This is a genomic window from Devosia sp. (genome assembly GCF_017744655.1).
GTDB lineage: Bacteria > Pseudomonadota > Alphaproteobacteria > Rhizobiales > Devosiaceae > Devosia.
Map to the genome: position 1 here is coordinate 183,673 of NZ_JAGIAW010000007.1, position 26,382 is coordinate 210,054.

The following is a 26,382-nucleotide window of genomic DNA, read 5'->3' on the forward strand; positions in this document are numbered from 1 at the left end:
ATGAACAAGACGGGAACAATCCGCACGGGCACGGCCGGCTGGGTGTTTGAACCCTGGCGCGGCACCTTCTTTCCAACTGGCCTCGTCCAGAAGAAAGAACTCAACTATGCCAGCCGCCACCTGACCAGCATCGAAATCAACGCCACCTTCCGCGGCAACCAGAAGCCCGAGAGCTTTGCCAAATGGGCTGGCGAGACGCCCGAAGGTTTTCAGTTCTCGATCAAGGGCCCGCAACTGGTCACCCATATCAAGCGCCTGAAAAACTGCGAGGATGCTCTGGCTGGCTTCTTCGCCTCGGGCCCTCTCGCCCTCGGCGACCGCCTCGGCCCCTTCATCTGGCAATTGCCGCCCAATCTGGCTTTTGATCCCACGAGCTTTTCGGCCTTTCTCGCCCAGCTCCCGCGCGATATCGACGCTTATCTCGCCCTCGCGAGCAAAGCCGACGGCGCCAAGGCACCGCCCTATCTCGAAGCCAATGGCAACAAGACCTTCCGCCACGCCGTGGAAATGCGCCATGAAAGCTTCAACAAGCCGGAAGTCGATGCGCTCCTCCGCGAGCACAATGTCGCCCGCGTAATCGCCGACACGCCGGAAAACCCGCGCTTCGACCTCACCGCCGATTTCGCCTATTGCCGCCTGCAGGGCCCTGCCCGCCCCGGCGCCGCCGGTTATGAAGAATCGGACATGTCCGAACTCGCCAAGACCTTCGCCGATTGGCGCGATACCGGCATCGACACCTATGCCTATTTCGTCCACGAGGACAAACTGCACGCCCCGGCCAATGCCATGGCGCTGGCCGAGAAACTTGGTATCAAGCCCGCGACCTGATCACGACACCGTGCCCCGCTGGCTTTTGCCACAAAGCGGGTCTAGACCGCCTGCCATCTAGCGTCATTCGAGAATTTCCATGGCCATTGCCACCAGCCGCCCCCTCGACAAGCTCGCCGCCGGCGCCGCTTTTTTCCTTGGCCTCGCCACCATCCTTGGCGCGCTTGGCAGCCAATATATCGGCGGACTTTATCCCTGCGAGCTCTGCCTCGAACAGCGCATGGCCTATTACTGGGGCCTGCCGCTTCTGGCGCTGATCCTCGTTCTCTGGAACCGCCTGCCTCTGCCTGTCTGGTATCTGGGAATGTTCATCGTCACCGGCATCTTCGCCTGGGGCACCTATATGGGGTCCTACCACGCTGGCGTTGAATGGGGCTTCTGGCCCGGCCCCACCGCCTGCACCGGCGTCGGTGACAGCTTCAGCTTCGACCAGCTCAACAGCATGACCCCGGTCATCGGCTGCGACGTGGTGCAGTTCCGCTTCCTCGGCATGTCGCTCGCCGGTTACAACGCATTGATCTCGCTGGCGATTGTCGCCCTGCTGATCGGGGCAATCGTGTTTCAGGCAAAGCGGAAGCGTTAGTCGTCAAGCAATGTATCAATATCTCGAGCTGAGGACGTTATCCTGACGACGACGACCTCATCTGAGGTCACGACGCAGATGATCGCGTAATTCTCGAATGGCCGCCGCCGATATCCTCGGCCTTCGTATCTTGGGATGAGCGCATAACGTTCTGCGCTCTCGGCCAGTCCTGCGCAGGCTTGCAAGAGTTTATCGGTATAGATCTCCGCCTGAAGGACACTGTCGGCGGCAATGAAAGTGGCGATGTCCAGCAAATCCTGTTCGGCGAGATCGGAAAGCCGGACCCGCATCAAGAGGCTTTCTTCGCGGCAATTGCAGCGATGTGTCGCTGGACGTTAGCCATCACCTCTTCCAATGATTTGGTCCTGCCAGCGTCGATATCGGCCTGTCCCGCGGCAAGCATCGCATCCAACTCCCGCAGCCGCGCTTCGCGCTCTTGGACCAGCCGCACGCCTTCGCGCAAAACTTCACTCTTTGAGTTGTATCGCCCGTTCTCGACGAGATCGTTCACGACCTTTTCGAGCGTCGCACCCAGATCCGCACTGATCGCCATGGCACCATCTCCCGCAAAGCCCACCCAATAATAGTTATTGGATGAACCCGCAGCAAGTCCGGATGTCTGCGAACGGCCTACGGCTCCAACTCGATGTCCCAATAGAGATAATCGAGCCAGCTCTTGTGCAGGTGGTTGGGCGGAAAAGCCCGGCCATTATTGTGCAGATCGTGCACCGTCGGGGCGAACGGAGCCTGATGCGGGAACATTTTTATCTCGCTCGGCAGCCGATTGGCTTTCCGCAGATTACATGGCGCACAGGCCGCCACGACATTCTCCCAAGTCGTCAGACCACCCTTCGAGCGCGGAATGACGTGATCAAACGTCAGATCATCGCGCGAGCCGCAATATTGGCACTGGAAGCGATCGCGGAGGAAAACGTTGAAGCGCGTAAAGGCAGGATGCCGTGCCGGCCGCACATAGTCCTTGAGCGACACCACGCTCGGCAGACGCATTTCGAAGCTGGGTGAATGGATCACCGTGTCGTAGTGCGAAACGATGTTCACCCTCTCGAGGAACACCGCCTTGATCGCGTCCTGCCACGACCACAACGATAAGGGATAATAGCTGAGCGGCCGGAAATCGGCGTTCAGCACGAGAGCGGGACAGGCCTCAGGCGACACATGGATGGTCACGAGAGTCTCCCGAAGCGGGAATCTGTTAAGTCCATAGCCCCTTTATAGTAAGCCCTTTGTGTCAGGGCTGTGAAGCGGGGATGAAGGACTTATTTCGCTGCGACACGCCCGATAAAATCGGCGGCGAAACCCAGACCATCCGGGGCAATTCCGTGCCCCACGCCGCGGCTCACGTGATAGCTGACATCAAAGTCGGCCCCACTAAGCAAGGTATTGGCCTCGCTCGAAAGATTGGGATCGACCACGTCGTCGAGATCGCCATGCACAAGGCAGATCGGCGGCTTTGCGAACGTCTCGCCGCCAAATCCTTCCGGCGGCAAAAAAGCACCCGAAAATCCGATGACACCCATGAGCTTTTCGGGAAGCCCCGTGCCCACATGCAGCGCCATCATCGCGCCCTGGCTGAACCCTGCGAGGATCGTCCGCTCCGGCGTGATTCCCGTCTGCGCCCAGAGATCGCGCAGGAAGCCTTCGAGCACCGGTCGAGCTTCGATCACGCCTGTCTGCCGGCTCGCCAGCCGATCACCGGTCCAGTCTATGGGAAACCACTGAAACCCACCCATTTCTGTCCCAATTGGCGCATTGGGCGAAACGAACAGCGCGCCGGGAAGGAGGTGCCGCCAATGCGGGGCGAGACCAATGAGATCATTGCCGTCGCTGCCATAGCCATGGAGCAGAACCACCGCAGCATCGGGCGCTTGGCCATTGGCTGGCGGCATCATCGGCCCCGAAAGCTTGGTCACAGCAAAATCCCTTCCTTGTCGCGCAGAATGGCAAAATAGCGCCAGAACAGCAGCGCCGCGGCCGATCGGTGCGGCGACCAGTTCTCGGCCATGCCGATCATCTCCTTGATCGTCGGACGCTCGTCAAGGCCAAGCCCATGATGCGCGGCTTTGAGCAAAGCGAGATCCCCCGCCGGGAAGATGTCGGGATGGGCGGCGCAAAAGAGCAGATAGACTTCGGCCGTCCACGGCCCGATTCCTTTCAGCGCCACCAGCGCCTTGATCGCCTCTTCGGCCGGTAGTGCATCCACCTCGGCAAAGTTGAGCTCCCCCGCCCCAACCGCCTCGGCAATCGTCCGCACAGCCAGAAATTTTCCGCGCGAAAACCCGGAGCCGCGCACCGTCTCTTCATCGAGCAGTAGATAAGATTCTGGCTCCAGCGATCCCGGCAGTTTTTCAAATCGCCCCCAGATCGCCGCCGCGCTCCGTACCGAAAGCTGCTGCCCGCAGATCACCTTGGCCATGCCGGCAAATCCCTTGGGATTGACCCTTGGCAGCACCGCCCCAACGCGCTCCCGCATCGGCAGTAATTGCGGCACCAGAGCCATCAAATGGTCGAGATGCACCGCCACCCCTTCAGCCGTATCGATCCGCGGTGACGCTCCGGGCGCAAAAGTGGTAGTCGTCAAAGTCATGTCCAAAAAACCAATTCTTCGTTTCGCCCCTAGCCCCAATGGGCGCCTGCATCTCGGCCACGCGCTTTCCGCACTCGTGACCTGGCAGGCCGCCGAAATTTTCGGCGGCACGACGCTTTTGCGCATCGAAGACATCGACATCACGCGCTGTAAACCCGAATTTACCGAAGACATTTTCGAGGACCTGAAATGGCTCGGCCTCTCCTGGCCCGAACCCGTCCTCATCCAGTCCGACCGCTTCGAGATTTATGCCGAAGCCGCCAACCGCCTTCGCCAGCGCGATCTCATCTATCCCTGCTTCTGCTCCCGCTCCGATATCGCGTCCAAAGCAGAAGACACCGACCCCGACGGCGCCCCCATCTATCCCGGCACCTGCAAGCACCTTTCCAATGCCGAGCGCATCGAGCGGCTAGAGCGCGGCGACCCCGTGCAATTCCGCCTCCATACCGATCGCGCCATTGAAGAAGCCGGCATGCTGACCTTTACCGTCATCGGCCCAACCCTCCGCGATCGCCCGCAAATCCGCTACGCCCGCCCCCTGCGCTGGGGCGATGTCGTGCTACAGCGCAAGGACATCGGCACCAGCTACCACCTCAGCGTCGTCGTCGACGATGCCGCGCAAAATGTGACCTACATCACTAGGGGCCGCGACATGGAAGCGGCGACCGACATCCACGTCCTCCTCCAGATGCTCCTGGGTTTCTCAACGCCCATCTACCACTTCCACCGCCTCCTCCTCGGCGACGACGGCCAGAAACTGGCCAAATCCAAAAACAGCAAAACCCTCGCCGATTTACGCAGCGAGGGTTGGACTGCCGAGGATGTGCAAAGGGCAGTTGGCTTCTAGAGACCACCGGCCTTTCCCTCGCCCCTTGAGGGAGAGGGAAAGATTTTCTGCGTTCAGCAGAAAATCAGGGTGAGGGGTATTCTCTCCTCCGCAGAGGAGCGAGTTGCAGACCCTGCAAGAATACCCCTCATCCGCCCTTCGGGCACCTTCTCCCACAAGGGGAGAAGGCCAAAGAGCCAAAACCTCAGTGAACACTCAAGCCGCGACCTTCCCCGCCCCCACCAGCTCCTCCACCGTCGCCGCCACCGCCTCCTCAAACGGCGTCCCAAAATCCGGCCCCAGCAGCGCATCGAGCCGCGGATCGACCAGCTCCATCTCATTCAGCCACAGATACCGCATGCGGTAGATGTCCCGCATGACCGGGTTGAACAGCCCCACCGCCCGGATCATCCACCACTGCAGCGGCGACACCGCAACCTTCCCCGGCAGCGCCGTCTGGATCGCCCCCATCATTTGCCCATGCGACACCCAGTGTCCGGCAAAATGGAAATTTTCGAATTTTCCAAGCGTCTCCCGCTTCTCCGCCAGCACCGCAAAGGCGCGCGCAAGATCGGGCAAGTAAGCCCAGCTATGGCGCAGTTTCAGGTCGCCCATGTGGTAGAGTTTCCCCTTAGCGATATCCATCATCATCGCCGCCTCGAACCATTCCCCGCGATTGCCCGGCCCGAAGAAATCGCCGCCGCGCAAAATGATCGTCTGGAACTTCCCTGCCGCCGAAGCCTCGCGCAGCATGGTCTCGAGCCGGATACGGATTTCCCCGCGCGGCGCCTCGGCGCTCTGCCGCGTTGCCGGCGAAATCGTCCGGTCGTCGGCGCGATGATTGTAGATCGTCCCCGGAAACAGCAGCGTCTTGCCGCTACTTCCAAGCGCATCAATGACAACCTGCAACTGCTTTTCCGAGCGCCCATTGCCCCACTGGTCATAGCGCAGGTGCAGCGCATGGATGACTACATCCGCCTCCGCAATCGCCGCCCGCACCACCTCGACGTCATCCGCATCGCCGGCCACGAACGTCGTGCCAGCAACCGGCTTGCGGTTCGTCCGCCCCAGCCCTGTCACGCTCCAGCCCGCATCGCGAAAGGCGATCATCGCCGCATTGCCAATATGGCCGTTGCTGCCCAGAACCGTCACTTCACCCTTGGTCATTCTACATCTCCTTGACTTGCTGGAGACGAGATTGCCCGCTACAGATTTTTATAGCGATTGGCCAAATTTCGAGATTTGATATTCAATCATGAATAGAGAGCCTGACTGGTCCCTCTGGCGCAGTTTTGCCGGTGTCATCGAGCATGGCTCGCTTTCCGCCGCCGCCCGCGCCCTCAATTCAAGCCAGCCGACCATCGGCCGCCATATCGAACTCCTGGAATCCCAACTCGGCCTACAGCTCTTCGAGCGCAGCCTTTCGGGCCTCAAGCCCAACAGCACGGCCCTTAAACTCTATGGCCCCATAGCACAGGCGCAAACCGCTCTGGCCGAGGCCAATATGATGGCCGAGGGTGCCCAGGACGATACCGGCGGCACGGTTCGGATCACGGCCAGCGCCATGATCTCAAACTACGTGCTGCCGGAAATCCTCGTCCCCATCCGCGCCCTCCATCCGCGCATCGCCCTTGAAATTGTCCCCTCGGATTCAGCCGAAAACATCCTCATGCGCGAGGCCGATATCGCCATCCGCATGTTCCGCCCCACCCAACTCGAACTGGTGACAAAACACCTCGGCGACATCCCTCTCGTCCCGGTTGCTCATGAGCGCTACCTCGCCCGCCGCGGCCGCCCCACGACCCTCGCCGAACTCTGGCAGCACGACATGCTCGGCTTCGACCGCTCCAGCGCCATCGTCACCCACGCCCGAAAACTCGGCTATTCGCTCAATCGCGAAAATTTTGTTATTCGCTCCGACGACCAGCCCCATCTCTGGGAATTGCTGCGTGCCGGGCTCGGCATCGGCTTTGCCCAGGCCAATCTCGTGCGCCGCACGTCCGGCCTTGTCGCCCTGCCCATCGATATCGCCATCCCGCCTTTGCCGGTCTGGCTGACGACGCACAGGGAATTGTACACCTCCCACCGCATCCGCGCCGTTTATGATGCCTTGGCGGCGGGCCTTCTCGCCTATATTGAGAGCTGAACCGGCAAGGAGGCCAAACCCATGCAGACTCTTCTCAATATCGGCATCGCGCTGGCCCTGCTGTTCGTCATCGTGGTTCTGGGCATGGGCCTCTGGAATATGACCAAGGGTGGCTCGGCCAATACCAGCCAGCGCCTCATGCGCCTGCGCGTCATGGGCCAGGCCGTTGCCATCCTCTTGCTGATCGGCGCCCTCTTCTTCTTCGGCGGCGGCCGCGGCTAACTTGCCGGTTCCTGAGAACTCCGCAGACCTCCCTTCTGGCCGCGCGCGGGTGTGGGGGGATTCACGTCAGGGCGAGGCGAAAACGGTGGTTTTCGAGAACCGGAGCGGAGCGTACATCAGTACGTGAGCACCGGAAGCGCAGAAAATGGCCGTTTGCAGCCCGACATCACGTGAATACCCGCGCACCCGAGGAGAAAAGCCCTGTTCCTGCCCCTGCATGACGTCAATCCGCATCGCCATGTCAGATTTCCCTACGTCACTTATGGGCTGATCGCGCTCAATATTTTGGTCTTCATCGTCCAAGCGACGTTGCCACCCGCGGCCTTCGATGAAGCGACGATCTATTTCGGCATGATTCCCATCGTCGTGCGCGATATCTATCCCGCGCCCCTCCCCTGGCTGCCGGACTGGGCAACTTTGGTCACCTATGCCTTTCTCCATGCCGATTGGCTGCATCTGCTCTCGAACATGCTGTTCCTCTGGGTGTTTGGCGACAATATCGAAGACGCCATGGGGCATCTGCGCTTCCTTGTCTTCTACCTTGCCTGCGCCGTGCTCGCCGCCGTCGCCCACCTTCTCTTCAACCTCGATGGCAATGGCCCGCTGATCGGCGCTTCGGGCGCCGTGGCCGGCGTCATGGGCGCCTATATTCTCCTCTTCCCCCATGCCCGTGTCTTTGTCCTCGCGCGCATCGTCATCCCCATTCCCCTGCCGGTCCCGGCTTTCTGGATGCTGGGCTTCTGGGTCGCCACGCAGCTCTTCTATGTGGTCATAGGATCGCAGGAATCCGTCGCCTGGTGGGCCCATATCGGCGGCTTCGTTGCTGGCGTCGGGCTTGCCGCGGTCATGCGCCGCCGCGATGTCATGCTCTTCGGCGGCCGGTAGAAGGTTTCTTTACCGTGCCTTGCTAAGCTCCCGGCGTCTTTAGTATCGCGTAGGGAAATCAGCCCATGGACACCGATCTCGCCTCCAGCCTCATGGTGGCTCGCACCGCACAGACCCAGCAGTCCGTGCAGATCGCGGTGTTCAAGAAGGCCCACGACATGCAGACCCAGCTTCTCGACATGCTGCTGCAGCCTGCCCAGGCAACACTTCCCCCGGGCCAGGGCACGCAGGTCGACAAGACCGCCTGAGATTTTCCCGATGAGCAATGCCCTGGGCACTAGCACATCGGTCATGATCAACCGCATCGCTACCCGCGAAGGCGCTTCGGCCAACACGCTCCTGGCGCAAGTCGCAAAAATGCGCGGCGAAATGGCCCTCACGCAAAACAAGGCAGAGCCCGAAGCCCTGCCCGCCATTGTGCGCAATCCCGTAAACGGGGCTGAAGTGGATATGCTGGTCTAGCCGCGCAGACCGATCAGCGCCTCGACCACCGCCTTGCCATCCTTACTATGCCACTCCGCCGGCCCCTGCAGCACGGCCAATTCGCACCCTTCCGGATCGAGCAGCAGAGTTGCTGGCAGGCCCACAGCCACCGCCTCGCGCTTCAGCCGATCAAAGGCGGCAAAAGTGTTGTCGGCATAAAGCGGCAGATTCTTGAACTGTCCCTCGGCCAGGAATTCCTCGGCCTTCGCCAAGCCTCCCTCGCCAATATCGAGATTGATCGGCACCACCTGGAACTTGTCCGAATTGTATTCCGTGGCAATCGCATCGAGCGCCGGCATTTCTTCGCGGCACGGCACGCACCAGCTCGCCCAGAAATTCACCAGCAGCGCCTTGCCCGCAAAATCGCCCAGCGTCATCTCCGTGCCATCGGCCGCCTTGAAGGCCAAATCGGCATAGCCGCGCCCCTCGCCCGTGCCATTGACCGCCGCCAGTTCGCCCACCGCGGCCGCGTCGACGATCTGCGCCTGCGCCGCCTGAACCGGGCAAGAGTTGGCCGAGGCGGCATTGCCGAGATAAACCCACGAAGCTATAGCTACGCCCGCAACGGCCACCCCCAGCACGGCAAGAGCCCTATAGTTCCGGCCTTCTGGCTTGGGTTGGCTGGTGTCCGACATGGGCTACTCCTGAAAGGCAGACGATGAGCAACAAGATGTGGGGTGGACGGTTCGCATCCGGCCCCGACGCCATCATGGAAGAAATCAACGCTTCGATCGGTTTCGACCAGCGCCTGTTCCGCCAGGATATTGCCGGATCAAAAGCCCATGCCACAATGCTCGCCGCAACAGGCATTCTGACGCAGTCCGATCGCGACGCTATCCTTTTGGGTCTAGACGAGGTGCTGGCGGAAATCGAGAACGGCTCGTTCAAATTCTCGCGGGCACTAGAAGACATCCATATGAATGTCGAATCGCGCCTCCGCGAAAAGATCGGCGATGCCGCCGGGCGCCTCCACACGGCCCGTTCGCGCAACGACCAGGTCGCGACCGATTTCAAGCTCTATGTCCGCGACACCATCGACCACCTGGTCGCCCAGATCCACACACTGCAACTGGCTTTGGTCAAGCGCGCCGAGGAAGAGGCCGAAACCATCCTGCCCGGTTTCACGCACCTGCAAAACGCCCAGCCGGTCACCTTCGGGCATCATCTGCTCGCCTATGTCGAAATGCTCGGCCGCGATGCCGGCCGCCTGACTGATGCCCGTCGCCGCCTCAACGAAAATCCGCTCGGCTCTGCCGCTCTCGCCGGCACGCCCTACCCCATCGACCGCGACATGACGGCCAATGCCTTGGGCTTTGACCGCCCCACCGCCAATTCGCTCGACGCCGTCGCCGACCGCGATTTCATTCTCGAAACGCTTGCCGCCGCCGCGATCTGCGCCATGCACCTTTCCCGATTCGCGGAAGAGATGGTCATCTGGTCCTCGGCTCAGTTCGGCTTCATCAAGCTTTCGGACAAGTTCACCACCGGCTCGTCCATCATGCCGCAGAAGCGCAATCCGGATGCGGCTGAACTGGTGCGCGCCAAGATCGGCCGCATCATGGGTTCGCTCAATTCCCTGCTGGTCGTCATGAAGGGCCTGCCGCTCGCCTATTCCAAGGACATGCAGGAAGACAAGGAAGTCGCCTTCGACGCCCTCGACGCGCTCTCCCTGTCGCTGGCCGCCATGACCGGCATGGTCTCGGACATGCAGCCCGTGCGCGAAAAGATGCACGCCTCGGCCTCGGCCGGTTTCTCGACCGCCACCGACGTCGCTGACTGGCTGGTGCGCGAACTCAACATCCCCTTCCGTGATGCCCACCACATCACCGGCCAGGTCGTCGCCCTCGCCGAATCCAAGAACTGCGGCCTCGAAGGTCTCACCATCGAGGATTTCAAGGCCGTCGACGCCCGCATCGATAGCCGCATCCATAAGGTGCTGACGGTCGAAGCCTCCGTCGCGGCGCGAAAATCCTATGGCGGCACCGCCCCGATCAACGTTCTGGCCCAGGCCGCCCGCTGGAAATCGGCCCTCACCGGCGAAGACCACCAGCCCCGCGCCCTCACCAAGAAGAAGCATGGCGGCCATGGCGATGGCGGGGTTGAGTAGGCGAGTGCACTCGGGCAATCTGAACGCCGAATCCTGAGCGTTCACCGCGTCATCCCCGCGAAAGCGGGGATCTCTCTTCACCGCCAGGGATTCCCGCCTTCGCGGGAATGACGCTGTGGGTGTGGGAGAAGACGGAGGCCGAATGCCTAAAGACCAGCGACAGATGCGCCTCACCCCGCGCCATGTCGCCTATCTGACGCCCGAAAATCCGTCCGAGGTCATGCCGCCTCCGCCAGAGGGCATGACCGAGGCGAGCGAAGCCGACCACCGCGAAACCATCGCCAGATTTTTCGGCCCCGAGGATCAAGACGAGACCTGGATCTTTGCCTATGGCTCGCTGATCTGGAAACCGGCCTGCGATTACGTTGAAATCCGTACCGGCCTGCTTCACGGCTGGCACCGCGCCTTTTGCCTGGGCTGGAACAACCGCTTTCGCGGTAGCGATCAAAACCCCGGCCTCATGCTCGCCCTCGATCGCGGCGGCGCCTGCAAGGGCGCGCTCTATCGCCTGCCGCCCCATAAGCGCGACGAGTGTTTGATAAAGCTGTTCGAGCGCGAAATGGGCTGGAAGCCCACCGCCTTTCCCCCGCGCATGGTGACGGTCCGCTCCGGCGACCGAAATATCCGCGCCCTGACCTTCTGCATCGACCGCCATTCCGGCCGCTATGTCACGGGCCTCTCCGAAGACGAAATCGCCGATGTCCTCGCCAAGGCCGTCGGCAGCCGCGGCTCCATGGCCGAATACCTGTTCTCGACGGTAGAGCACTTAGAACAGATGGGCCTCCACGACGCCCATCTCTGGCGCCTGCAAAACCTCGTCGCCGAGCGCATCGAAGCCGTTTATGAGACGGATCGATAAGTCTCACTTTTGTTTTGGCCGTGCTTGGCATAGGGATTTTTCCCGAAAGCCCATCAAACACTCAGGCTGTCATCCCGGCGAAGGCCGGGACCCATCCTGAAGTGCAGCAAATTACCCCAATCTCAGGATGGACCCCGGCCTTCGCCGGGGTGACACTGTGTGGTTGGCGCACTTGAGGATGACACCTTGGTCCACCACTTCCAGCACCGCGACGGCACCCTCTATGCCGAGGACGTCAATATCAACGAGCTGGCTGAAAAGGTCGGCACCCCGTTTTACGTCTATTCCTCGGCGACCCTCCGCCGCCATGTCCGCGTCGTGCGCGAAGCCTTTGAGGGCATCCCTACGCTGATGGCCTATGCCATGAAGGCCAATTCCAATCAGGCCGTGCTCACGCTGATGGCGCGCGAAGGGTGCGGCGCCGACGTCGTTTCGGGCGGCGAACTCCAGCGCGCCCTTGCGGCCGGCATCCCCGCCGAAAAGATCGTCTTCTCCGGCGTCGCCAAGACCGTCGCCGAAATGCGCCAGGGTCTTGAGGCCGGCATCAAGTGCTTCAACGTCGAGAGCGAACCCGAACTCGAACGCCTCTCCATGATCGCTAGCGACATGGGCCTCACCGCCCGCGTCTCCGTCCGCGTCAATCCCGACGTCGATGCGCGCACCCATGCCAAGATTTCGACCGGCAAGTCCGAGAACAAGTTCGGCATTCCCTACAAGCGTGCCCGCGAGGTCTATCAGCGCATTGCCGAGCTACCGAACATCGTCGCCGTCGGCGTCGACATGCACATCGGTTCGCAGATCACCGACCTTGAACCCTTCGGCAACGCCTTCGGCCTCATGGCTGAACTGGTGCAGGCCCTGCGCGCCGACGGCCACGACATCCACCATGTCGATGTCGGCGGCGGCCTCGGCATTCCCTATCACCACGACCAAGAGGCCCCGCCGCATCCGGAAGCCTATGCCGCAGTCGTGCGCGACAAGGTCGGCCAGCTTGGCTGCACCCTCGTGATCGAACCTGGCCGCCTCCTCGTCGGCAATGCCGGCGTGCTCATCACCAAGGTCGAATATGTAAAGGAAGGCTCGTCCAACTTCATCATCGTCGACGCGGCGATGAACGACCTGATCCGACCGACACTCTACGAAGCCCATCACGACGTCGAACTGGTCAACCAGTCCAACCTGCCGCCCATCACCGGCGACATCGTCGGCCCCGTCTGCGAAACCGGCGACTATCTTGCAAAAGGCCGCACCATCCCGGGCGTTAGGGAAGGCGATCTGCTCTCCGTGATGAGCGCCGGCGCCTATGGCGCCGTCATGGCCTCCACCTACAATTCGCGTCCGCTGATCCCGGAAGTGCTCGTCGACGGCCCGCGCTGGCACGTTATCCGCCCGCGCAAATCCATTGAGGAATTGCTGGCACTGGATAGCGTTCCAGACTGGGTGTGACGCAAATCCAGGCTAGCCACCGGCCCATTCCTCTCCCCATCGGGGAGAGGTGGCTCGGCGCAGCCGAGTCGGTGAGGGGGACTCTCGCCACAGACGCGATCCTCTGAAGCTCCCCCTCATCCGGCGCTTCGCGCCACCTTCTCCCCGATGGGGAGAAGAACAGAGCGGCGTTCGACCGCTGAAGTGGGCGCCGAAGCCGCCCTACTCTTCTCTCGCCTGCCGCGCCAGTGACAGCACCTCAACCGGCCGCCCCTCCAGCGCGTCTTCCACCTTCGCCAGCAGTTCCGCCAGCGTAAACGGCTTCACGATCACATCGTAAACCAGCGCCTCGAGCCCATGCGCGCGCTCGCGCTGGTCGGCAAAGCCGGTCATCAGCACAATCGTCACATCCGGAAAAGCCGAGCCCACCTGCAGGGCAAGCGCGATCCCGTCCATCACCGGCATCTTGATATCGGACAGCAGCAGGTCGAACTTGCCGCCTTCCGCTTCCATGGTTTCGGCGGCCAGCCCGCCATCTTCCTCGGCCACGACCTCATGGCCCTTCATGGTGAGCGCGGTCACCACGAATGCGCGAACGGATGGGTCGTCTTCAGCGACAAGAATACGGGCCATAGGCAGTCTCCGGGCGGCGGATCGGTAGCCAAGTGGCACCGACCGGACCTGTCAGGGGCAAAGGTGACAGGTCACACGCTCGCTTCAATATAGGAACGATCCCATCAGTGGTGAACAGCGGGCGCGGCGGCTTCAACAGAAGGTTCAGCCGGATGGGCGGCCTCGCCGGCATCCGCAGCCTCGCCACTATGGCCCGCTGCTTCGCCATGTCCGGACACGGGCGCCGCGCTTTCCGCATTGCCATGGGCGGGTTGCGCTTCGGCAACCGGTGGCGGAGCCTGTTCGCCGGCATTGTTGGCGGCGCGCCCCCCGGCAAAGGTCAGTCGCACCTTGACCGCCTCGCCCGGCGGCAGAGGCAGACGCGTATCGAGCGTCGCCCGCTCGCCGGCCATCAGGTCACGAATGCGCGGCGTGACGCTCCATTCATAGATCGTGTGCCCGGTGTCATCGAGCAGACTCACCAGCACCGGCGGCACCGGCACGGGATTGGGCATCAGCCCCACGAGTTGGGCCGAAACCACGAGCACTTCCTTGCCTTCGGAAAGGCCGCGCGTCGATTGCAGATGCGACAGCTCAAGCCCGACGACATTCACGCCCAGCCCAACCGCCTCATAAAGCCCCGCCAGATCGGGATTGCGCTCGACGATCTGCACGCGCCCGAAATAGGCAATGCCCAGAATACCGGCCAACCCGACCGCGCCGACCACCCGCGCATAGCGCCGCATGCGGGCCAGCGGCAGGCGCGACACCATGGCGGTCTGCCGGCGCGACAGCGCCTTTTGCCGCGCCCGCATTTCGGCAGCGGTTTCGCGCTTCTTGGCTGGCCGAGGCTCGACGGGTTCGATCACCCGCGGCTCGACATCGACAATGGTCTTTTCTTCGGCCTCGATGGCGGCATCGAGCGCCTCTTCGGCCATGGATTCAAACAGCCGGTCCGATTCGGGATCGGCCGGCGGCACCAGCTTCAGGTCCGGTTTGGGATCGGGCAGCGCCGATTGCTGCCAGGACTGGTGGCACGAGGCGCACTGCACCTTGCGGCCAGCCGAGCCGATGGCCTCATAGGTCACCTGGTATTTCGTCTGGCAATTGGGGCAGGTAATGATCATCGCGCCGGCAACCGTGTCGGGTATTGCCATGACCCTATCCCCGCTTGGGTTAATACTCCTCAAACCCATGAGAAATCACAATTGTGCCGCTTTCCCCCCGGCATAGCGGGGAGCAATGCCGCGAACGCGTGCCAGCGCTGCTATGATGCGGCCCACTCGTGATTCGCTTTTTGCGTTGAGACCACCGGACGAGCTGGGGAGCACCCGTTCTTGATCGATTTTTCCGATGTCGGCCTGCGCTATGGCAATGGTCCTGAAATCCTCAGCGATCTCACCTTTTCCATCGAGCCCGGCTCCTTCCATTTCCTCACCGGCCCCTCCGGCTCAGGCAAGACCAGCCTCCTGCGCCTGCTGCTCCTCTCGCTCAAGCCGAGCCGCGGAAAGGTGACGATGTTCAACGAGGATGTGGGCAAACTCGATCAGGATAGTCTCCTGCAGATGCGCCGCCATATCGGCATCGTCTTCCAGGAATTCCGCCTCCTCGACCACCTGACGACCTTCGAAAATGTCGCCCTGCCGCTGCGCGTCCTCGGCCAGCCGGAAAGCGAATATCGCCCCAACGTCACCGAACTGCTCGAATGGGTTGGCCTCGGCGAACGCATGCACGCGCTGCCCACCGTTCTCTCCGGCGGTGAAAAACAGCGCGCCGCCATTGCCCGCGCCGTCATCGCCCGCCCCAAAATTCTCCTCGCCGACGAACCGACCGGCAATGTCGATCCCGATCTTTCGAGCCGGCTCGTGCACCTCTTTGCCGAGCTCAACCGCACTTTGGGCATGACCATCATTCTCGCCACGCACGAATTGCCGCTGCTCGATCGCTTCTCCTATCCGCGCATGGTGCTCAACAAGGGGGCTCTGACCATCCATGACTAGGAGCCTCCTCTCCCGCCTGCCCCATTGGCTGCCTTTCCCGCGTCGCGGCGGCGGCGCCCCCATCGTGCCCGAACATTCCGTTGCCGGCCGCACCTTGCTTCTCCTCATCACCATTATGAGCTTTCTCTCCGCCGTGACCCTCGGCGGCGTGGTGCTGGTGCAAAAATCGGCCATTGCCTGGTCCGCCGATGTCGGCCGTGAAATGACCATCCAGATCCGCCCGGTCGAGGGCGAGGTGATGGACAGTAACCTCCGCACCGCCGTCTCGCTGGCCGAAGCCACGCCCGGCGTTGCCGGCGCGCGCGCCCTCACCATCGAGGAAAGCCAGGCCCTGCTCGAACCCTGGCTCGGCGCCGGGCTTGATCTCTCGGCCATCGCCATTCCGCGCCTCGTCGTCGTGCAATTGGCCGATCCCGTTGATGCCGATATCGAACAACTCCAACGCAATCTCGGAGCCATCAAGGGCGCGAGCCTCGACACCCACGCCGCCTGGCGACAACAGCTCAATACAATGGCCGGCACCGTCGTCGTCTCCGGCCTCCTCGTGTTGGGATTGATCGGCGTCGCCACGGTCCTCGCCATCATCTTTGCCACCCGCGGCGCCATGGCCTCCAACCGCGAAATTGTCGACGTGCTCCATTTCATCGGGGCATCCAACAAATTCATTGCCGGCGAATTCCAGGGGCGCTTTTTGTCCATCGGCCTCCAGGGCGGCCTCCTCGGCGCCCTCCTCGCTGCGCTCTTTTTCCTCCTCATCGGCACCGCCGCCGGCTCCGTCCTTCCGACTGAGGCCACTGCCCAGGTCGGCTATGTCTTTGGCAGTTTCGTCCTCGGGCCCGATGGCATCATCTTCATCGCCCTCGTCGTGCCTGTGATTGCGGCCCTCACCGCCATCACGTCGCGCCTGACTGTCCGGCGTTACCTCAGCGAAGCCTCCTGAGGTAACCCATCTCGCCATTCCGCGTTCTCCGCTTTATTGAGGAGACAAGCCCTAAGCGTTTTCCGAAAAAGTGGCTGCCACTTTTCCGGTTTGAAAACGTGACAATGATCTGAGGGGCGGGAGGACGAATAACCTTGAAAACCGTGATCCAGGCGATCCGCACGGCGCTTTTCTACGCCATCTTCATCGGCCAGACGGCCATCATCGCCATCATCATCGGCGTCATCGCCCTCTTCGCCGGCCGCACGCCCTTTACCTGGGCCCTGGCCAAATACTGGTGCTGGTCGAACGTGCAGTTCCTCCGCTTCATCACGGGCGTCCGCACCGAGATATCAGGCACCGAAAACATCCCGCCTGGCGGCTGCATCATCGCCTCAAAGCACCAGTCCGACTGGGACGTCTTTGCGATCTTTCCGCATACCGGCCGCCCCGCTTACATCGTTAAGAAGGAGCTGATGAACATCCCCTTCTTTGGCTGGGCCGCCCGCTCACTCGATTGCATCGAGATCGACCGCAAGAAGGGCGCCGAAGCCATTCCGCAAATGATGCGCCAGGCCCATGCCGCCCTTGATCGCGGCTGCCGCATCGTCATTTTCCCCGAAGGCACCCGCAAGGCCGCCCTCGCCCCCGCCGATTATCGCCAGGGCATTGTCCGCCTCTATAGCGAACTCAACGTGCCCGTCGTGCCCGTGGCGCTCAATTCGGGCCTTTTCTGGGGCCGCAATTCCCTCATCATCTGGCCCGGCACCGCGCGGGGCGAATTGCTGCCCGCCATCGAGCCCGGCCTTGCCCCCGATGTCTTCGCCGAGCGCCTCAGGCGCGCCATCGAAACCCGCTCCGACGAGCTCAGTCTTGCCGCCGTCGATTCGGGCCTCTCCCGCCCCATCGATCCCGCCCTGGCCACCCGCATTGCCGCGGCGCGACAACGCGCCCCCTCATCTTGACGCAACAAAGCCACAAAGCACCACATCTAGTAGGCACATGACGCGACTTGACTGATTCGCGGTATTTGTTCTAGTTTTGTTCTACTCGCCCGGGGGAACAGGGATGCTTTCGTGGATTGAAGCCGGCTTGGAGCCGGCAGCGCGACAGAAGCGGATCAACCAGTGGCTCGGCCTTTCCGGCCGCACCTATCATCTGGCGTCCGAAAACCTGCGTGACTTCATTCTCGAAGGCGCCGATCTCTATCTCATCGCCCGCGGCAATACCGTTCTCTGGGTCGGCTGCGGCCTTGATCTCGTCGCCGAACCCGCGATCCGCCTCAAATTCCGCAAGGCTCTCAGCCGCGCCGATGGCGTCTTCCGCCTGCCGCGCCCGGAGGTGGACGGTGAACGCCTCTCCATCATTGCCGATCTCGAAGGCGCCGTACCGGCCCCCGTCGATCAGGCCGCCTGAACACATCAGGCCGCTTGACCCTCGTCCTCGAGTTTTCGCAAGAGGTCCATCAACACCCGGTCGCGAATCCCGAGGCTTTCGAGATGCTTTGCGGTGTTGACCACATAATCGATATTGCGCCCCGAAATCCCGACGCCCGCCCGTACCATGGCCAATTGCTCGTCGAGCGTCAGGTTCCCGGCAAATTGCTCGTGCCGTTCGTCGACCACAAAGGTCAGGGCCGAAACCTTTCGCCCATCGTCGAGCAGCACCGGCCGCATCACGTCGCGATAGACCATCGTCACCTGCTCGCGCGCCTCAAGATAAGCCCGCACCGATGGCCAATCGGCGCCAGCCACCTCAAACACCATGCCGCGCACCGAACCGCCTCGCGTCAGCCCAAAAACCAGCCCCGGCTGCTCCACCGTGCCGCGATGATGGTGCGAAATGATCGAAAGCGAGCGATGTGCGCCTTTCAGCCGTCCCAGATGCGTCGAGACGAACGGAAAGCCCGGATTCCAGATCAGCGATCCGTAACCAAAGACCCAATGATTTTCCGCTTCATCCGCTGCGCTCATGCCCACCAGTCTGCTCTCACCCACCGCTTGCGGTACCCGCACCATCACTGCCATCGTCACACAATTGAAGCCCAGCCTCGCCATGGCCACAACCACAGCTTAGGCAAAACTTGTATGAACAAAGGCTGAGGGACGCGACCCGGTTTTGCCTTTGCCCCGTCCAAGGTTAAAACCGTTCCATGAAGAAACGAATCATCATTCTGGGCGCCGTCGTGCTGCTCGTCATCCTTGGCGTCAGCGCCGCCTGGTTCTATGCCTCCGGCATCGTGCGCCAGGAGGTGGAACGCCTCGCCTTTGCCGATGGCGAAACGAGCCCACAACTGACGTGCGCCAATCTCAATATCGGCGGTTTCCCCTTTGCCTTCGATATCGAATGCACCGACGCGGTCGTCGTCTCGGGCGATCTCATGGCCGAAGTGCCGGGCCTGCGCCTCAGCGTCATGGTCTATGACTTCAACCACGTCATCGCCTCGGCCAAAGGCCCGGCCCAGCTCTCCGACGCCTTTACCGGCCAGCGCTCGGCCATTTCCTGGACCGCGCTCAATGGCAGCCTTCGCCTGACCGACAATCGCATCGCCCGCCTCTCGGTGGTCGGCGATGAAATTTCCTGGAACGATCTGCTGCTTGGCGACACTGTGCTCGCCAAAGCCACCCATGCCGAAGCCCATCTCCTCGACATTCCAGAGGCCCATGATGCCGAACGGAACCTCGCCTCGCTCGCGCTCTATCTCACGGCCGACGGCCTCGATCTGCCTGTCGCGACCCTGACCGATACCGCGCTCAAGGTCGAAGCCGAGCTCAGCGGCATCCCCGACGAACTCTCCGCCATCGGCCTCGAACCGATCCTCCCCGCCTGGCAGCGTGCCGGCGGCGAACTCAATATCGTCGGCATCACCATGAGCGACGCCAATGCCGACCTCAAAGCCTCGGGCAAGCTCGCCCTCGACGCGCAAGGCTTCCCAAACGGCACGATCTCGATCGATTCCATGGGCGTTGCCGAACGCATCGGCCCTCTGATCGAAGAACCCTGGCGCACCCTGGTCCTCGGCGTCCCCGGCGCCGATGGCCGCCACACCAACCAGCTCAATTTCCGCGGTGGCACGCTGTCCTCGGGCTTGGTCCCGATCACGTCGCTTCCACCTCTTTTTTGAGGCTCCGAACACATTCACCGGCGTCACCTTCACCTCGCCGGTGAATCCACCCATCCCCTTGTTGCCAAGCGCGCGCAACTGCTCTATAGAGCCCCACAATCCCAACAGAGACGTGTCTCTGGGCCGCTTTCGGCGGCGCAACGATTTTGAATTCGGAGTACCGACCATGGCAGTGCCAAAACGAAAGACCTCGCCGATGAAGCGCGGCTTCCGCCGCTCGGCCGACGCGATTGCGAACCCCACCTATGTCGAAGACAAGGATTCGGGCGAGCTGCGTCGTCCGCATCACGTCGACCTCAAGACCGGCATGTATCGCGGCCGGCAGATTCTCGCCGTCAAGAGCTAAGCCGAAAGGCTTGCGGCGCTGATGCGCGCGACCTGATACTTTTAAGCGGCCGATCCTTTCTAGGGTCGGCCGTTTTGTTTTTCGTCATGAATTCCGCCGATAAGAGCGGCCAGCAACTCGGAGAGCCTTAAATGACCATGCGTATTGAATCGGACACGATGGGCACCATCAACGTGCCCACCGACAAATATTACGGTGCTCAGACGGCTCGCAGCCTCGCCAACTTCGACATTGGCGGGGAAAAGATGCCCAAGGAAATCATCACCGCCTTCGCCATCCTGAAAAAGGCCGCGGCGATCACCAATACCAAGCTCGGCCTCCTCGACCCGGCCCTGCGCGACCTCATCGTCGCTGCAGCCGATGAAGTCATCGACGGCAAGCTCGACAATCATTTCCCGCTCGTCGTCTGGCAGACCGGCTCCGGCACCCAGTCGAACATGAACGTCAACGAGGTCATCTCCAACCGCGCCATCGAAATGGCCGGCGGCACCATGGGCTCGAAAAAGCCCGTGCACCCCAATGACCACGTCAATATGAGCCAGTCGTCCAACGACACCTATCCCACGGCCATGCACATCGCCGCCGTCGAAGCGGTCGTGAACTACCTCTTCCCGCGCGTCAAAATCCTGCGCGATACGCTCGATGCCAAGGCCGAGGAATTCATGGACGTGGTCAAGATCGGCCGCACCCATCTCCAGGACGCGACGCCCCTGACGCTCGGCCAGGAAATGAGCGGCTGGGTCGCCCAGATCGATCTCGCCATCAAGGCCATCGAAGTCACCCTGCCCCAGTTGCGCGAACTCGCCCTCGGCGGCACCGCCGTCGGCACCGGCCTCAATGCCCATCCCGACTATGCCGTCGCCGTCGCCGCCGAAATCTCCACCCTTTCGGGCCACGAATTCATCACCGCGCCGAACAAATATGCCGTCATGGCCGGCCACGACGCCTTTGTCGGCACGTCGGGCGCCCTCAAGCAGCTCGCCGTCGCCTTCATGAAGATCGCCAATGACGTGCGCTGGCTCGCTTCCGGCCCCCGCTCGGGCCTCGGCGAACTGACCATTCCGGAGAACGAACCCGGCTCCTCGATCATGCCGGGCAAGGTCAACCCGACCCAGTCCGAAGCCATGACCATGGTCGTCGCCCATGTCATGGGCAATGACGCCGCCATCGGCTTTGCCGCCAGCCAGGGCAATTTCGAGCTCAACGTCTTCAAGCCCGTCATCGCCTACAACTTCCTGCAGTCCGTGCGCCTCCTCGCCGACGCAGCAAAGAGCTTCAACGACAATTGCGCCATCGGCATCCAGCCCGACCGCAAGCGCATCAAGCAGCTCGTCGATCAGTCCCTGATGCTGGTCACAGCGCTCAACCGCAAGATCGGCTACGACAACGCCGCCAAGATCGCGAAAACCGCGCACAAGAACGGTTCGACCCTGCGCGAAACCGCCATCGAACTCGGCCTCCTCACCGGCGAAGAATTCGACGCCGAAGTGAAGCCCGAACAGATGGTCGGCCCACTGACGATCAAGAAGTAATTCTTCGCGACTGACCTCGAAATGCCGCCTCTCACCGGGCGGCATTTTTGTTTGTGGGCTGAGGCATTTCGCGCCTTGGCCCATGTGAAGCGGCTGGTCTAGCATCACGGTAAGAGAGGTGAACCATGACCAATTCCCCAAACCGCCCCATGGCCAAGACCAGTCTAAAATGGTCGATGATCGAGGAGGACCTGTCCATCCTCGACAAGTTCAAGCTCCTCGCCGACCTCGGCTTTGACGGCGTGGAACTGGACTCCCCCAACGACCTAAACCAGGCCGAAATCCTCGCCGCCCGCGACGCCACTGGCCTCGCCATCCCCGGCGTCGTCAATTCCGCGCACTGGAAAACGCCCCTCACCGACCCCGATCCCGCCGTCCGGGAAGCCTGCGTCGCCGCCAGTATCGAAGCCATGAAACAAGCCAAGAGCTACGGCGCCGAAACCATGCTGCTGGTCCCCGGCGTCGTCAACGCCACGACCTCCTACGCCATGGCCTATGACCGCGCCGTCGAAGGCATCGACCGCCTGCTGCCGTACGCCGAAGAAATCGGCATCTCCATCGCGCTCGAAAACGTCTGGAACAACTTTCTTCTGAGCCCCCTCGAAGCCGCCCACCTCATCGACGGCTTCGACAATCCCCGCCTCGGCTGGTATTTCGACGTCGGCAACGTCATGCGCTACGGCAGCCCCACGGACTGGATCGAAGCCCTCGGCGCCAGAATCTTCCGCATCGACATCAAGGAATATAGCCTCACCCGCATGAACGCCGAAGGCCCCTGGAAGGGTTTTGAGGTCGAACTGGGCGAAGGCGATATCGACTGGGCCTCAGTCAACCGCGCCCTCGCCACGACCGGTTACAATGGCTGGGTCTCCGCCGAAGTCCCCGGCGGCAAGCGCGAGCGTCTCGCCGACATCAAGGCACGACTGGATCGCATCGTCGGGCTCTAATCAGCCGGGGGACCACTCCCACCACCCCATCGTCATTGCCCGGTTCATCCGGGCAATCCATGCCACCACAAGAATGGACCGCCCGGACAAGCCGAGTGGTGACGACTATACCGCGCGTGAGCCCTCAGCCCTCAATCTCCTTGAGCATCCGCTTGATATTGCTCAGCCCCACCTCGCACCCAAACAGCGTCGGCTCCGCTCCCTCATATTCGAGCGACAAGAACCCATCAAAACCCGAAGCCACGACACTCCCAAGCAGCGCCTTGGTATCGAGATCCCCAAAACCAAACACCGAGCCGCGGATAAACTCCCCGCCCGCCGTCTTCAGCCAGCCCGGTCCCGGTTCAGCACGGCGCGTATAAAAATCCTTCACATGCACGAAACTCGCATGCGGCAGCGTCCGGCGCGTCGCGACATAGGGGTTGTCGTCGACGCAAAGGAAATTGCCCACATCCACCGTCAGCTTGAAGTTCGGATGCCCCACCGCGTGAACGAGCCGCAGCAGCCGCTCCGCCCCATTCATGAAAAACCCATGATCCTCGACGCTGGTAACGACGCCATGCTGCGCTCCTAATTCCGCCACCTCCTGGCAGCCATCGACGATGAACGAAAACGCCGCCTCAACCTCGCCCGCATCATTGGGCCGCAATGCCCACGGCACGACATCATGGCGCAGAAAACCCGCGCCGAACCGCGCACAAAGCTCGACATGCCTCTTCACGAGATCAATCTGCGCCCGCCGCTCCTCGCCCTCGAGAAAACTCGCCCCCAGGCAGAAGCCCGAAATCGGCACACCCGTCCGCGCCACCGCCGCTTCCAGCCGCTTGAGCACGGCTTCGTCCGTGCTCAGGTCATAGCCCGCTTCGGTGCCCGCACCGGCAAAGGAAAAGGTCGCAATTTCAAGGTGCTCGGCACCATGTTCCTTGAGCCAGTCAAACAGGGTTTCAATGGTCAGCCTGCCATCGGTCAGCATGGGGCGGAAGCTATAAGAGGACAGGCCAATCTTCATTTCGAGCGCTCCTAAAAACATGTCCTCCGAAAGCGGATACCGGTCGTGCGACCAGGACATGCGTCCAATTGGATGAGAATTTTTTGCAACGTCGCATTCTGACTTTACATACCAATTAGAACCATTGATACCAATTGCATACCAGCACTTTGAATGGAAAATCGCGATGCCTTCCCCCTCAACTGATGTCGTGATCATTGGCAGCGGTCCCACCGGCAGCGCCTATGCGCGGGTGATCCGCCGCGATTGGCCGGAAGCCCGCATCGTGATGGTGGAAGCAGGCCCGCAGATCCTGCCTGAGGTCGGCGCCCATCTCGACAATGTGCTGGATCTCGACAAGCGCGCCGAGCTCGAAATCCTGGCCCAGGGCGGCGATCGCTCCCCGCGCCTGTCGATCAGCAAGGAAGAGTGGGAAGCCCGCCGCGCCGGTGGCTTCGATGCGTCTTTCCTGCGCCGCTCCGGCCTCTACATCGCCAATGAATCCGACCCCTCGGAAAACCTCTTTGCCGGTTTTTCCGCCGCCAATGTCGGCGGCATGGGCACGAAGTGGTCGACCGGCACCCCGACCCCGTCTGAGGCCGAGCGCGTCCCCTTCATTCCCGCCGACGAATTCGAAGCGGCAATCGGCATTGCCGAAGGCCTCTTGGGCACCAACAAGGACCCGCGCGCCGGCGACACCACTGCCATCGCCCTGCGCGAAAAACTCGGCGAGGCCTTCAATGCCGGCCGCAGCCCAGACCGCACGGTTCGCGCCATGCCGCTCGCTGCTACACCCGGCCCGGAAGGCCTCCGCTATCACGGTACTGACGTGGTTCTGGGTCCGCTGGTCAACGAGAGCGCCGAAACCTTCCAGATTCTCGCCGAAACCATCTGCCGCCGCGTCGTCCATGAAAATGGTCACGCCGTGGGCGTCGACCTGGTCCGTGCCGGCGAAACGGAAACCTTCTTCCTCGCCGCCGGCACTGTCGTTGTCGCCTGCGATTCCCTCCATACCCCGCAACTGCTCTTCGCCTCCGGCATCCGCCCCGAGGCCTTGGGCCGCAACCTCAACGACCATTTCATCATCTCGCAAATGGCCGAAATGCGCAGCGATCCGCCGATGCGCGCCATGAACTGGATACCGGCCACCAATGAATTCCCCTTCTCGGTGACCATCCACGCCACCACCCTGTCCTCGATCGAAAAGACACCCGATTTCACCGGCCAACCCGTCGGCATGGGCGTCTTCTGCCCCACCGATATCGATTGGGACAATCGCGTCGTCTTCGACGAAACCAAGCCCGATTGGCGCGGCCTGCCGTCCATTTCGATCAAGTGGAAACCGTCCGAAGCCGACAAGGCCCGCGTCGAAGAGGCCAAGGCCGTCGCCATCCGCGTCGCCAATATTATCGGCCGCCCGGCCCCGGGCTTTGCCACCATCATGCAGCCCGTCGGCAGTTCCCTCCACTATCAGGGCACGATCCGCATGGGCGAAAAGGACGATGGCACCAGCGTCTGCGACCGCAACAGCCGCGTCTGGGGCTTTGACAATCTCTATGTCGCCGGCAATGGCGTCATCCCCACGGTGACCGCCACCAATCCGACCCTCTATTCGACCGCTCTGGCCACCTTCGGCGCCCGCCAGATCGCCGCCGCCCGCCGCACCATCTGACCAGGAGACCAAAACAATGACCGACAAGAAACTGAAAGTCCTGGTCGTCGGGCTTGGCCAGATGGGCAAGAGCCACGCCATCGCCTATCACACCCATCCCGGCTTCGAGATCGTCGGCCTCGTCAATCGCTCGACGCCAACCCTGCCGACTGAATTGACCGGCTACCCCATCCGCAACGACTATGCGGCGGCCCTTGCCGAATTCAAACCCGACGTCGTCTCCATCGCGACCCACACCAATACCCATGCCGACTATGCCGTCGCCGCCCTTGAAGCCGGCGCCCACGTCTTCGTCGAAAAGCCCCTCGCCGCCACCGTCGCCGATGCCCAGCGCGTCGTCGACACAGCAGTGGCGAACGATCGCAAAGTCATCATTGGCTATATCCTCCGGCACCACCCCTCCTGGACAAAACTGATCGAGGAATCGCGAAACCTCGGCGGCCCCTATGTCTTCCGCATGAACCTCAATCAGCAGTCCTCGGGCCCCGCCTGGGACATCCACCGCTCGATCATGCAGACCACCTCGCCCATCGTCGATTGCGGCGTGCACTATGTCGATGTCATGTGCCAGATCACCGATGCGAAGCCGGTCGAAGTGCGCGGCATGGGTGTCAACCTTGCCAAGGGCCTGCCCCAGGGCATGTACAATTACGGCCACTTCCAGGTGCTGTTCGACGATGGCAGCGTCGGCTGGTATGAAGCCGGCTGGGGCCCGATGATGTCGGAAACCGCCTTCTTCGTGAAGGATGTCATTTCCCCCAATGGCTCGGTCTCCATCGTCATGGACCAGGGCGCAGCCTCGGCCGATATCAACGCCCACACCCAAACCTCGCGCATCCTCGTCCACCACGGCGCGCTCGATGCCAACAACAAGCCCGTCCGCCCCGACGACTGGCTCGACATGCATGGCGAGCCCGACCATCAGGGCCTTTGCGATCGCGAACAGGATTTTGTTTATCGCGCCATCACCGAGAATTTTGACCTGACCCGCCACATGAACGACGCCGTCACCTCGCTCCACATCTGCCTCGCGGCCGACGAAAGCGTGCGGACCGGGTTGGCGGTAAAGCTTTAGGGCGCAGCACCCTCTCGCACGATTGTCACCCCGGCGAAGGCCGGGGCCCATCCTCAGATATCAAGATGGATCCCGGCCTTCGCCGGGATGACAGCCGGTGGCAAAAGGAAACCCCTCACGCCGCAAACCCTGCTTGCGCCGCCACACTAGGCGGGCATAATCGCATCTATCTCACCACCACAGCCCGCCTCCGGAGTT

Annotated in this window: 33 protein-coding genes; 21 read left to right on the forward strand and 12 right to left on the reverse strand. The window is 62.0% G+C overall.

The genetic code is table 11. The features are described 5' to 3' along the window. Both J7557_RS14600 and J7557_RS14605 read left to right on the forward strand, forming a co-directional pair. Positions 1-828: a DUF72 domain-containing protein gene (locus tag J7557_RS14600; RefSeq protein ID WP_291420785.1), complete on the forward strand. Its 828-nt coding sequence runs from the start codon at positions 1-3 to the stop codon at positions 826-828. A gap of 79 nt (positions 829-907) precedes the next feature. Further along, the gene (locus J7557_RS14605; protein WP_291420786.1) at positions 908-1,411 is read left to right on the forward strand and encodes a disulfide bond formation protein B; all 504 of its coding nucleotides are present in this window, start codon (positions 908-910) and stop codon (positions 1,409-1,411) included. Here the strand turns inward: J7557_RS14605 and J7557_RS14610 are convergent. The 5 genes from J7557_RS14610 to J7557_RS14630 all read right to left on the reverse strand — a co-directional run bounded on the left by J7557_RS14610 (position 1,408) and on the right by J7557_RS14630 (position 4,010). Then, entirely contained in the window at positions 1,408-1,701 is a 294-nt protein-coding gene (locus J7557_RS14610; RefSeq protein ID WP_291420787.1) for a type II toxin-antitoxin system RelE/ParE family toxin, read from the reverse strand. The genes J7557_RS14605 and J7557_RS14610 overlap by 4 nt on opposite strands. Further along, positions 1,701-1,964: a type II toxin-antitoxin system ParD family antitoxin gene (locus tag J7557_RS14615; protein ID WP_035086791.1), complete on the reverse strand. Its 264-nt coding sequence runs from the start codon at positions 1,962-1,964 to the stop codon at positions 1,701-1,703. Before J7557_RS14615 ends, J7557_RS14610 begins: the two co-directional genes overlap by 1 nt. A gap of 77 nt (positions 1,965-2,041) precedes the next feature. Next, the gene (locus J7557_RS14620) at positions 2,042-2,599 is read right to left on the reverse strand and encodes an HNH endonuclease (RefSeq protein WP_035086793.1); all 558 of its coding nucleotides are present in this window, start codon (positions 2,597-2,599) and stop codon (positions 2,042-2,044) included. An 89-nt stretch (positions 2,600-2,688) separates the two neighbouring features. Further along, complete coding sequence (locus J7557_RS14625; RefSeq protein WP_291420788.1) at positions 2,689-3,342, reverse strand: phospholipase; 654 nt, start codon at positions 3,340-3,342, stop codon at positions 2,689-2,691. Then, positions 3,339-4,010 carry a DNA-3-methyladenine glycosylase 2 family protein gene (locus J7557_RS14630; protein ID WP_291420789.1) on the reverse strand — a complete coding sequence of 224 codons (672 nt, stop codon included), beginning with the start codon at positions 4,008-4,010 and terminating at the stop codon, positions 3,339-3,341. Before J7557_RS14630 ends, J7557_RS14625 begins: the two co-directional genes overlap by 4 nt. Before the next feature lie 4 nt (positions 4,011-4,014). On the opposite strand from J7557_RS14630, the gene gluQRS reads away from it, so the two are divergent. After that, positions 4,015-4,863, forward strand: a complete 849-nt coding sequence (gene gluQRS, locus J7557_RS14635) for a tRNA glutamyl-Q(34) synthetase GluQRS (protein WP_291420790.1) — start codon at positions 4,015-4,017, stop codon at positions 4,861-4,863. 195 nt (positions 4,864-5,058) lie between these two features. Here gluQRS and J7557_RS14640 read toward each other — a convergent pair whose 3' ends face one another. Continuing rightward, positions 5,059-6,009, reverse strand: a complete 951-nt coding sequence (locus tag J7557_RS14640) for an NAD-dependent epimerase/dehydratase family protein (RefSeq protein WP_291420791.1) — start codon at positions 6,007-6,009, stop codon at positions 5,059-5,061. 88 nt (positions 6,010-6,097) lie between these two features. Between J7557_RS14640 and J7557_RS14645 the strand changes: the two genes are divergently transcribed. Both J7557_RS14645 and J7557_RS14650 read left to right on the forward strand, forming a co-directional pair. After that, complete coding sequence (locus J7557_RS14645) at positions 6,098-6,988, forward strand: LysR family transcriptional regulator (protein WP_291420792.1); 891 nt, start codon at positions 6,098-6,100, stop codon at positions 6,986-6,988. Between the two features lie 21 nt (positions 6,989-7,009). After that, the gene (locus J7557_RS14650) at positions 7,010-7,210 is read left to right on the forward strand and encodes a twin transmembrane helix small protein (protein WP_035086799.1); all 201 of its coding nucleotides are present in this window, start codon (positions 7,010-7,012) and stop codon (positions 7,208-7,210) included. Between the two features lie 66 nt (positions 7,211-7,276). On the opposite strand, the gene J7557_RS14655 is transcribed toward J7557_RS14650, so the two are convergent. After that, entirely contained in the window at positions 7,277-7,513 is a 237-nt protein-coding gene (locus J7557_RS14655) for a hypothetical protein (protein WP_291420793.1), read from the reverse strand. Between the two features lie 6 nt (positions 7,514-7,519). On the opposite strand from J7557_RS14655, the gene J7557_RS14660 reads away from it, so the two are divergent. The 3 genes from J7557_RS14660 to J7557_RS14670 all read left to right on the forward strand — a co-directional run bounded on the left by J7557_RS14660 (position 7,520) and on the right by J7557_RS14670 (position 8,557). Next, positions 7,520-8,095, forward strand: a complete 576-nt coding sequence (locus J7557_RS14660; RefSeq protein WP_291420794.1) for a rhomboid family intramembrane serine protease — start codon at positions 7,520-7,522, stop codon at positions 8,093-8,095. A 65-nt stretch (positions 8,096-8,160) separates the two neighbouring features. Next, positions 8,161-8,343, forward strand: coding sequence for a putative motility protein (locus J7557_RS14665; protein WP_291420795.1), 183 nt, complete (start codon positions 8,161-8,163; stop codon positions 8,341-8,343). Positions 8,344-8,353: 10 nt separating this feature from the next. Then, positions 8,354-8,557, forward strand: a complete 204-nt coding sequence (locus tag J7557_RS14670; RefSeq protein ID WP_291420796.1) for a hypothetical protein — start codon at positions 8,354-8,356, stop codon at positions 8,555-8,557. Here J7557_RS14670 and J7557_RS14675 read toward each other — a convergent pair. After that, positions 8,554-9,213, reverse strand: a complete 660-nt coding sequence (locus tag J7557_RS14675; protein WP_291420797.1) for a redoxin domain-containing protein — start codon at positions 9,211-9,213, stop codon at positions 8,554-8,556. The two genes, J7557_RS14670 and J7557_RS14675, sit on opposite strands and share 4 nt — an antisense overlap. A gap of 23 nt (positions 9,214-9,236) precedes the next feature. Here J7557_RS14675 and argH point away from each other — a divergent pair, with 23 nt between their 5' ends. The 3 genes from argH (at position 9,237) to lysA (ending at position 12,990) form a co-directional block, all read left to right on the forward strand. Continuing rightward, on the forward strand, positions 9,237-10,685 hold the full coding sequence (argH, locus tag J7557_RS14680) for an argininosuccinate lyase (protein WP_291420798.1): 1,449 nt from the start codon (positions 9,237-9,239) through the stop codon (positions 10,683-10,685). 142 nt (positions 10,686-10,827) lie between these two features. Continuing rightward, positions 10,828-11,544, forward strand: a complete 717-nt coding sequence (locus J7557_RS14685) for a gamma-glutamylcyclotransferase (protein WP_291420799.1) — start codon at positions 10,828-10,830, stop codon at positions 11,542-11,544. Positions 11,545-11,703: 159 nt separating this feature from the next. Further along, positions 11,704-12,990, forward strand: a complete 1,287-nt coding sequence (gene lysA, locus J7557_RS14690; protein ID WP_291420800.1) for a diaminopimelate decarboxylase — start codon at positions 11,704-11,706, stop codon at positions 12,988-12,990. A gap of 201 nt (positions 12,991-13,191) precedes the next feature. Here lysA and J7557_RS14695 read toward each other — a convergent pair whose 3' ends face one another. After that, positions 13,192-13,602, reverse strand: coding sequence for a response regulator (locus tag J7557_RS14695; RefSeq protein ID WP_291420801.1), 411 nt, complete (start codon positions 13,600-13,602; stop codon positions 13,192-13,194). Between the two features lie 104 nt (positions 13,603-13,706). Continuing rightward, complete coding sequence (locus J7557_RS14700; protein WP_291420802.1) at positions 13,707-14,738, reverse strand: zinc-ribbon domain-containing protein; 1,032 nt, start codon at positions 14,736-14,738, stop codon at positions 13,707-13,709. Between the two features lie 180 nt (positions 14,739-14,918). Between J7557_RS14700 and J7557_RS14705 the strand changes: the two genes are divergently transcribed. From J7557_RS14705 to J7557_RS14720, 4 genes are all read left to right on the forward strand, one after another. Beyond that, a complete protein-coding gene (locus J7557_RS14705; protein ID WP_035086807.1) occupies positions 14,919-15,581 on the forward strand; it encodes a cell division ATP-binding protein FtsE in 663 nt (220 codons plus the stop codon). Beyond that, positions 15,574-16,521 carry an ABC transporter permease gene (locus tag J7557_RS14710; RefSeq protein ID WP_291420803.1) on the forward strand — a complete coding sequence of 316 codons (948 nt, stop codon included), beginning with the start codon at positions 15,574-15,576 and terminating at the stop codon, positions 16,519-16,521. Before J7557_RS14705 ends, J7557_RS14710 begins: the two co-directional genes overlap by 8 nt. A gap of 143 nt (positions 16,522-16,664) precedes the next feature. Then, positions 16,665-17,465, forward strand: coding sequence for a 1-acyl-sn-glycerol-3-phosphate acyltransferase (locus J7557_RS14715; RefSeq protein ID WP_291420968.1), 801 nt, complete (start codon positions 16,665-16,667; stop codon positions 17,463-17,465). Between the two features lie 103 nt (positions 17,466-17,568). After that, positions 17,569-17,916, forward strand: coding sequence for a hypothetical protein (locus J7557_RS14720; protein WP_291420804.1), 348 nt, complete (start codon positions 17,569-17,571; stop codon positions 17,914-17,916). A gap of 5 nt (positions 17,917-17,921) precedes the next feature. On the opposite strand, the gene J7557_RS14725 is transcribed toward J7557_RS14720, so the two are convergent. Next, positions 17,922-18,473: a gamma-glutamylcyclotransferase gene (locus tag J7557_RS14725; protein WP_291420805.1), complete on the reverse strand. Its 552-nt coding sequence runs from the start codon at positions 18,471-18,473 to the stop codon at positions 17,922-17,924. 179 nt (positions 18,474-18,652) lie between these two features. Between J7557_RS14725 and J7557_RS14730 the strand changes: the two genes are divergently transcribed. From J7557_RS14730 to J7557_RS14745, 4 genes are all read left to right on the forward strand, one after another. Beyond that, positions 18,653-19,624 carry a DUF2125 domain-containing protein gene (locus J7557_RS14730; RefSeq protein ID WP_291420806.1) on the forward strand — a complete coding sequence of 324 codons (972 nt, stop codon included), beginning with the start codon at positions 18,653-18,655 and terminating at the stop codon, positions 19,622-19,624. A gap of 166 nt (positions 19,625-19,790) precedes the next feature. Beyond that, positions 19,791-19,970, forward strand: a complete 180-nt coding sequence (rpmF, locus tag J7557_RS14735) for a 50S ribosomal protein L32 (RefSeq protein WP_061908829.1) — start codon at positions 19,791-19,793, stop codon at positions 19,968-19,970. Between the two features lie 131 nt (positions 19,971-20,101). After that, entirely contained in the window at positions 20,102-21,502 is a 1,401-nt protein-coding gene (gene fumC, locus J7557_RS14740; protein ID WP_291420807.1) for a class II fumarate hydratase, read from the forward strand. Between the two features lie 125 nt (positions 21,503-21,627). Next, a complete protein-coding gene (locus J7557_RS14745; protein WP_291420808.1) occupies positions 21,628-22,449 on the forward strand; it encodes a sugar phosphate isomerase/epimerase in 822 nt (273 codons plus the stop codon). A 124-nt stretch (positions 22,450-22,573) separates the two neighbouring features. Here the strand turns inward: J7557_RS14745 and J7557_RS14750 are convergent, their stop codons facing one another. Further along, positions 22,574-23,458, reverse strand: coding sequence for a sugar phosphate isomerase/epimerase (locus J7557_RS14750; protein WP_291420809.1), 885 nt, complete (start codon positions 23,456-23,458; stop codon positions 22,574-22,576). A gap of 166 nt (positions 23,459-23,624) precedes the next feature. On the opposite strand from J7557_RS14750, the gene J7557_RS14755 reads away from it, so the two are divergent. Together J7557_RS14755 and J7557_RS14760 are read left to right on the forward strand one after the other, a co-directional pair. After that, positions 23,625-25,109 carry a GMC oxidoreductase gene (locus J7557_RS14755; protein WP_291420810.1) on the forward strand — a complete coding sequence of 495 codons (1,485 nt, stop codon included), beginning with the start codon at positions 23,625-23,627 and terminating at the stop codon, positions 25,107-25,109. Between the two features lie 16 nt (positions 25,110-25,125). Next, complete coding sequence (locus tag J7557_RS14760) at positions 25,126-26,184, forward strand: Gfo/Idh/MocA family oxidoreductase (protein ID WP_291420811.1); 1,059 nt, start codon at positions 25,126-25,128, stop codon at positions 26,182-26,184. Positions 26,185-26,382 lie beyond the last annotated feature (198 nt).

Bases quoted from the DNA above. Each gene is read 5' to 3' on its own strand.
- J7557_RS14745 (WP_291420808.1), top strand. From the start codon at position 21,628: ATGACCAATTCCCCAAACCGCCCCATGGCCAAGACCAGTCTAAAATGG.
- J7557_RS14685 (WP_291420799.1), top strand. From the start codon at position 10,828: ATGCCTAAAGACCAGCGACAGATGCGCCTCACCCCGCGCCATGTCGCC.
- J7557_RS14710 (WP_291420803.1), top strand. From the start codon at position 15,574: ATGACTAGGAGCCTCCTCTCCCGCCTGCCCCATTGGCTGCCTTTCCCG.
- J7557_RS14755 (WP_291420810.1), top strand. From the start codon at position 23,625: ATGCCTTCCCCCTCAACTGATGTCGTGATCATTGGCAGCGGTCCCACC.
- J7557_RS14665 (WP_291420795.1), top strand. From the start codon at position 8,161: ATGGACACCGATCTCGCCTCCAGCCTCATGGTGGCTCGCACCGCACAG.
- J7557_RS14700 (WP_291420802.1), bottom strand. From the start codon at position 14,738: ATGGCAATACCCGACACGGTTGCCGGCGCGATGATCATTACCTGCCCC.
- gluQRS (WP_291420790.1), top strand. From the start codon at position 4,015: ATGTCCAAAAAACCAATTCTTCGTTTCGCCCCTAGCCCCAATGGGCGC.
- J7557_RS14615 (WP_035086791.1), bottom strand. From the start codon at position 1,964: ATGGCGATCAGTGCGGATCTGGGTGCGACGCTCGAAAAGGTCGTGAAC.
- rpmF (WP_061908829.1), top strand. From the start codon at position 19,791: ATGGCAGTGCCAAAACGAAAGACCTCGCCGATGAAGCGCGGCTTCCGC.
- J7557_RS14610 (WP_291420787.1), bottom strand. From the start codon at position 1,701: ATGCGGGTCCGGCTTTCCGATCTCGCCGAACAGGATTTGCTGGACATC.
- J7557_RS14720 (WP_291420804.1), top strand. From the start codon at position 17,569: ATGCTTTCGTGGATTGAAGCCGGCTTGGAGCCGGCAGCGCGACAGAAG.
- J7557_RS14675 (WP_291420797.1), bottom strand. From the start codon at position 9,213: ATGTCGGACACCAGCCAACCCAAGCCAGAAGGCCGGAACTATAGGGCT.
- J7557_RS14600 (WP_291420785.1), top strand. From the start codon at position 1: ATGAACAAGACGGGAACAATCCGCACGGGCACGGCCGGCTGGGTGTTT.
- J7557_RS14645 (WP_291420792.1), top strand. From the start codon at position 6,098: ATGAATAGAGAGCCTGACTGGTCCCTCTGGCGCAGTTTTGCCGGTGTC.
- J7557_RS14725 (WP_291420805.1), bottom strand. From the start codon at position 18,473: ATGAGCGCAGCGGATGAAGCGGAAAATCATTGGGTCTTTGGTTACGGA.
- J7557_RS14750 (WP_291420809.1), bottom strand. From the start codon at position 23,458: ATGAAGATTGGCCTGTCCTCTTATAGCTTCCGCCCCATGCTGACCGAT.
- J7557_RS14670 (WP_291420796.1), top strand. From the start codon at position 8,354: ATGAGCAATGCCCTGGGCACTAGCACATCGGTCATGATCAACCGCATC.
- J7557_RS14640 (WP_291420791.1), bottom strand. From the start codon at position 6,009: ATGACCAAGGGTGAAGTGACGGTTCTGGGCAGCAACGGCCATATTGGC.
- argH (WP_291420798.1), top strand. From the start codon at position 9,237: ATGAGCAACAAGATGTGGGGTGGACGGTTCGCATCCGGCCCCGACGCC.
- J7557_RS14695 (WP_291420801.1), bottom strand. From the start codon at position 13,602: ATGGCCCGTATTCTTGTCGCTGAAGACGACCCATCCGTTCGCGCATTC.
- fumC (WP_291420807.1), top strand. From the start codon at position 20,102: ATGACCATGCGTATTGAATCGGACACGATGGGCACCATCAACGTGCCC.
- J7557_RS14760 (WP_291420811.1), top strand. From the start codon at position 25,126: ATGACCGACAAGAAACTGAAAGTCCTGGTCGTCGGGCTTGGCCAGATG.
- J7557_RS14650 (WP_035086799.1), top strand. From the start codon at position 7,010: ATGCAGACTCTTCTCAATATCGGCATCGCGCTGGCCCTGCTGTTCGTC.
- J7557_RS14730 (WP_291420806.1), top strand. From the start codon at position 18,653: ATGAAGAAACGAATCATCATTCTGGGCGCCGTCGTGCTGCTCGTCATC.
- J7557_RS14605 (WP_291420786.1), top strand. From the start codon at position 908: ATGGCCATTGCCACCAGCCGCCCCCTCGACAAGCTCGCCGCCGGCGCC.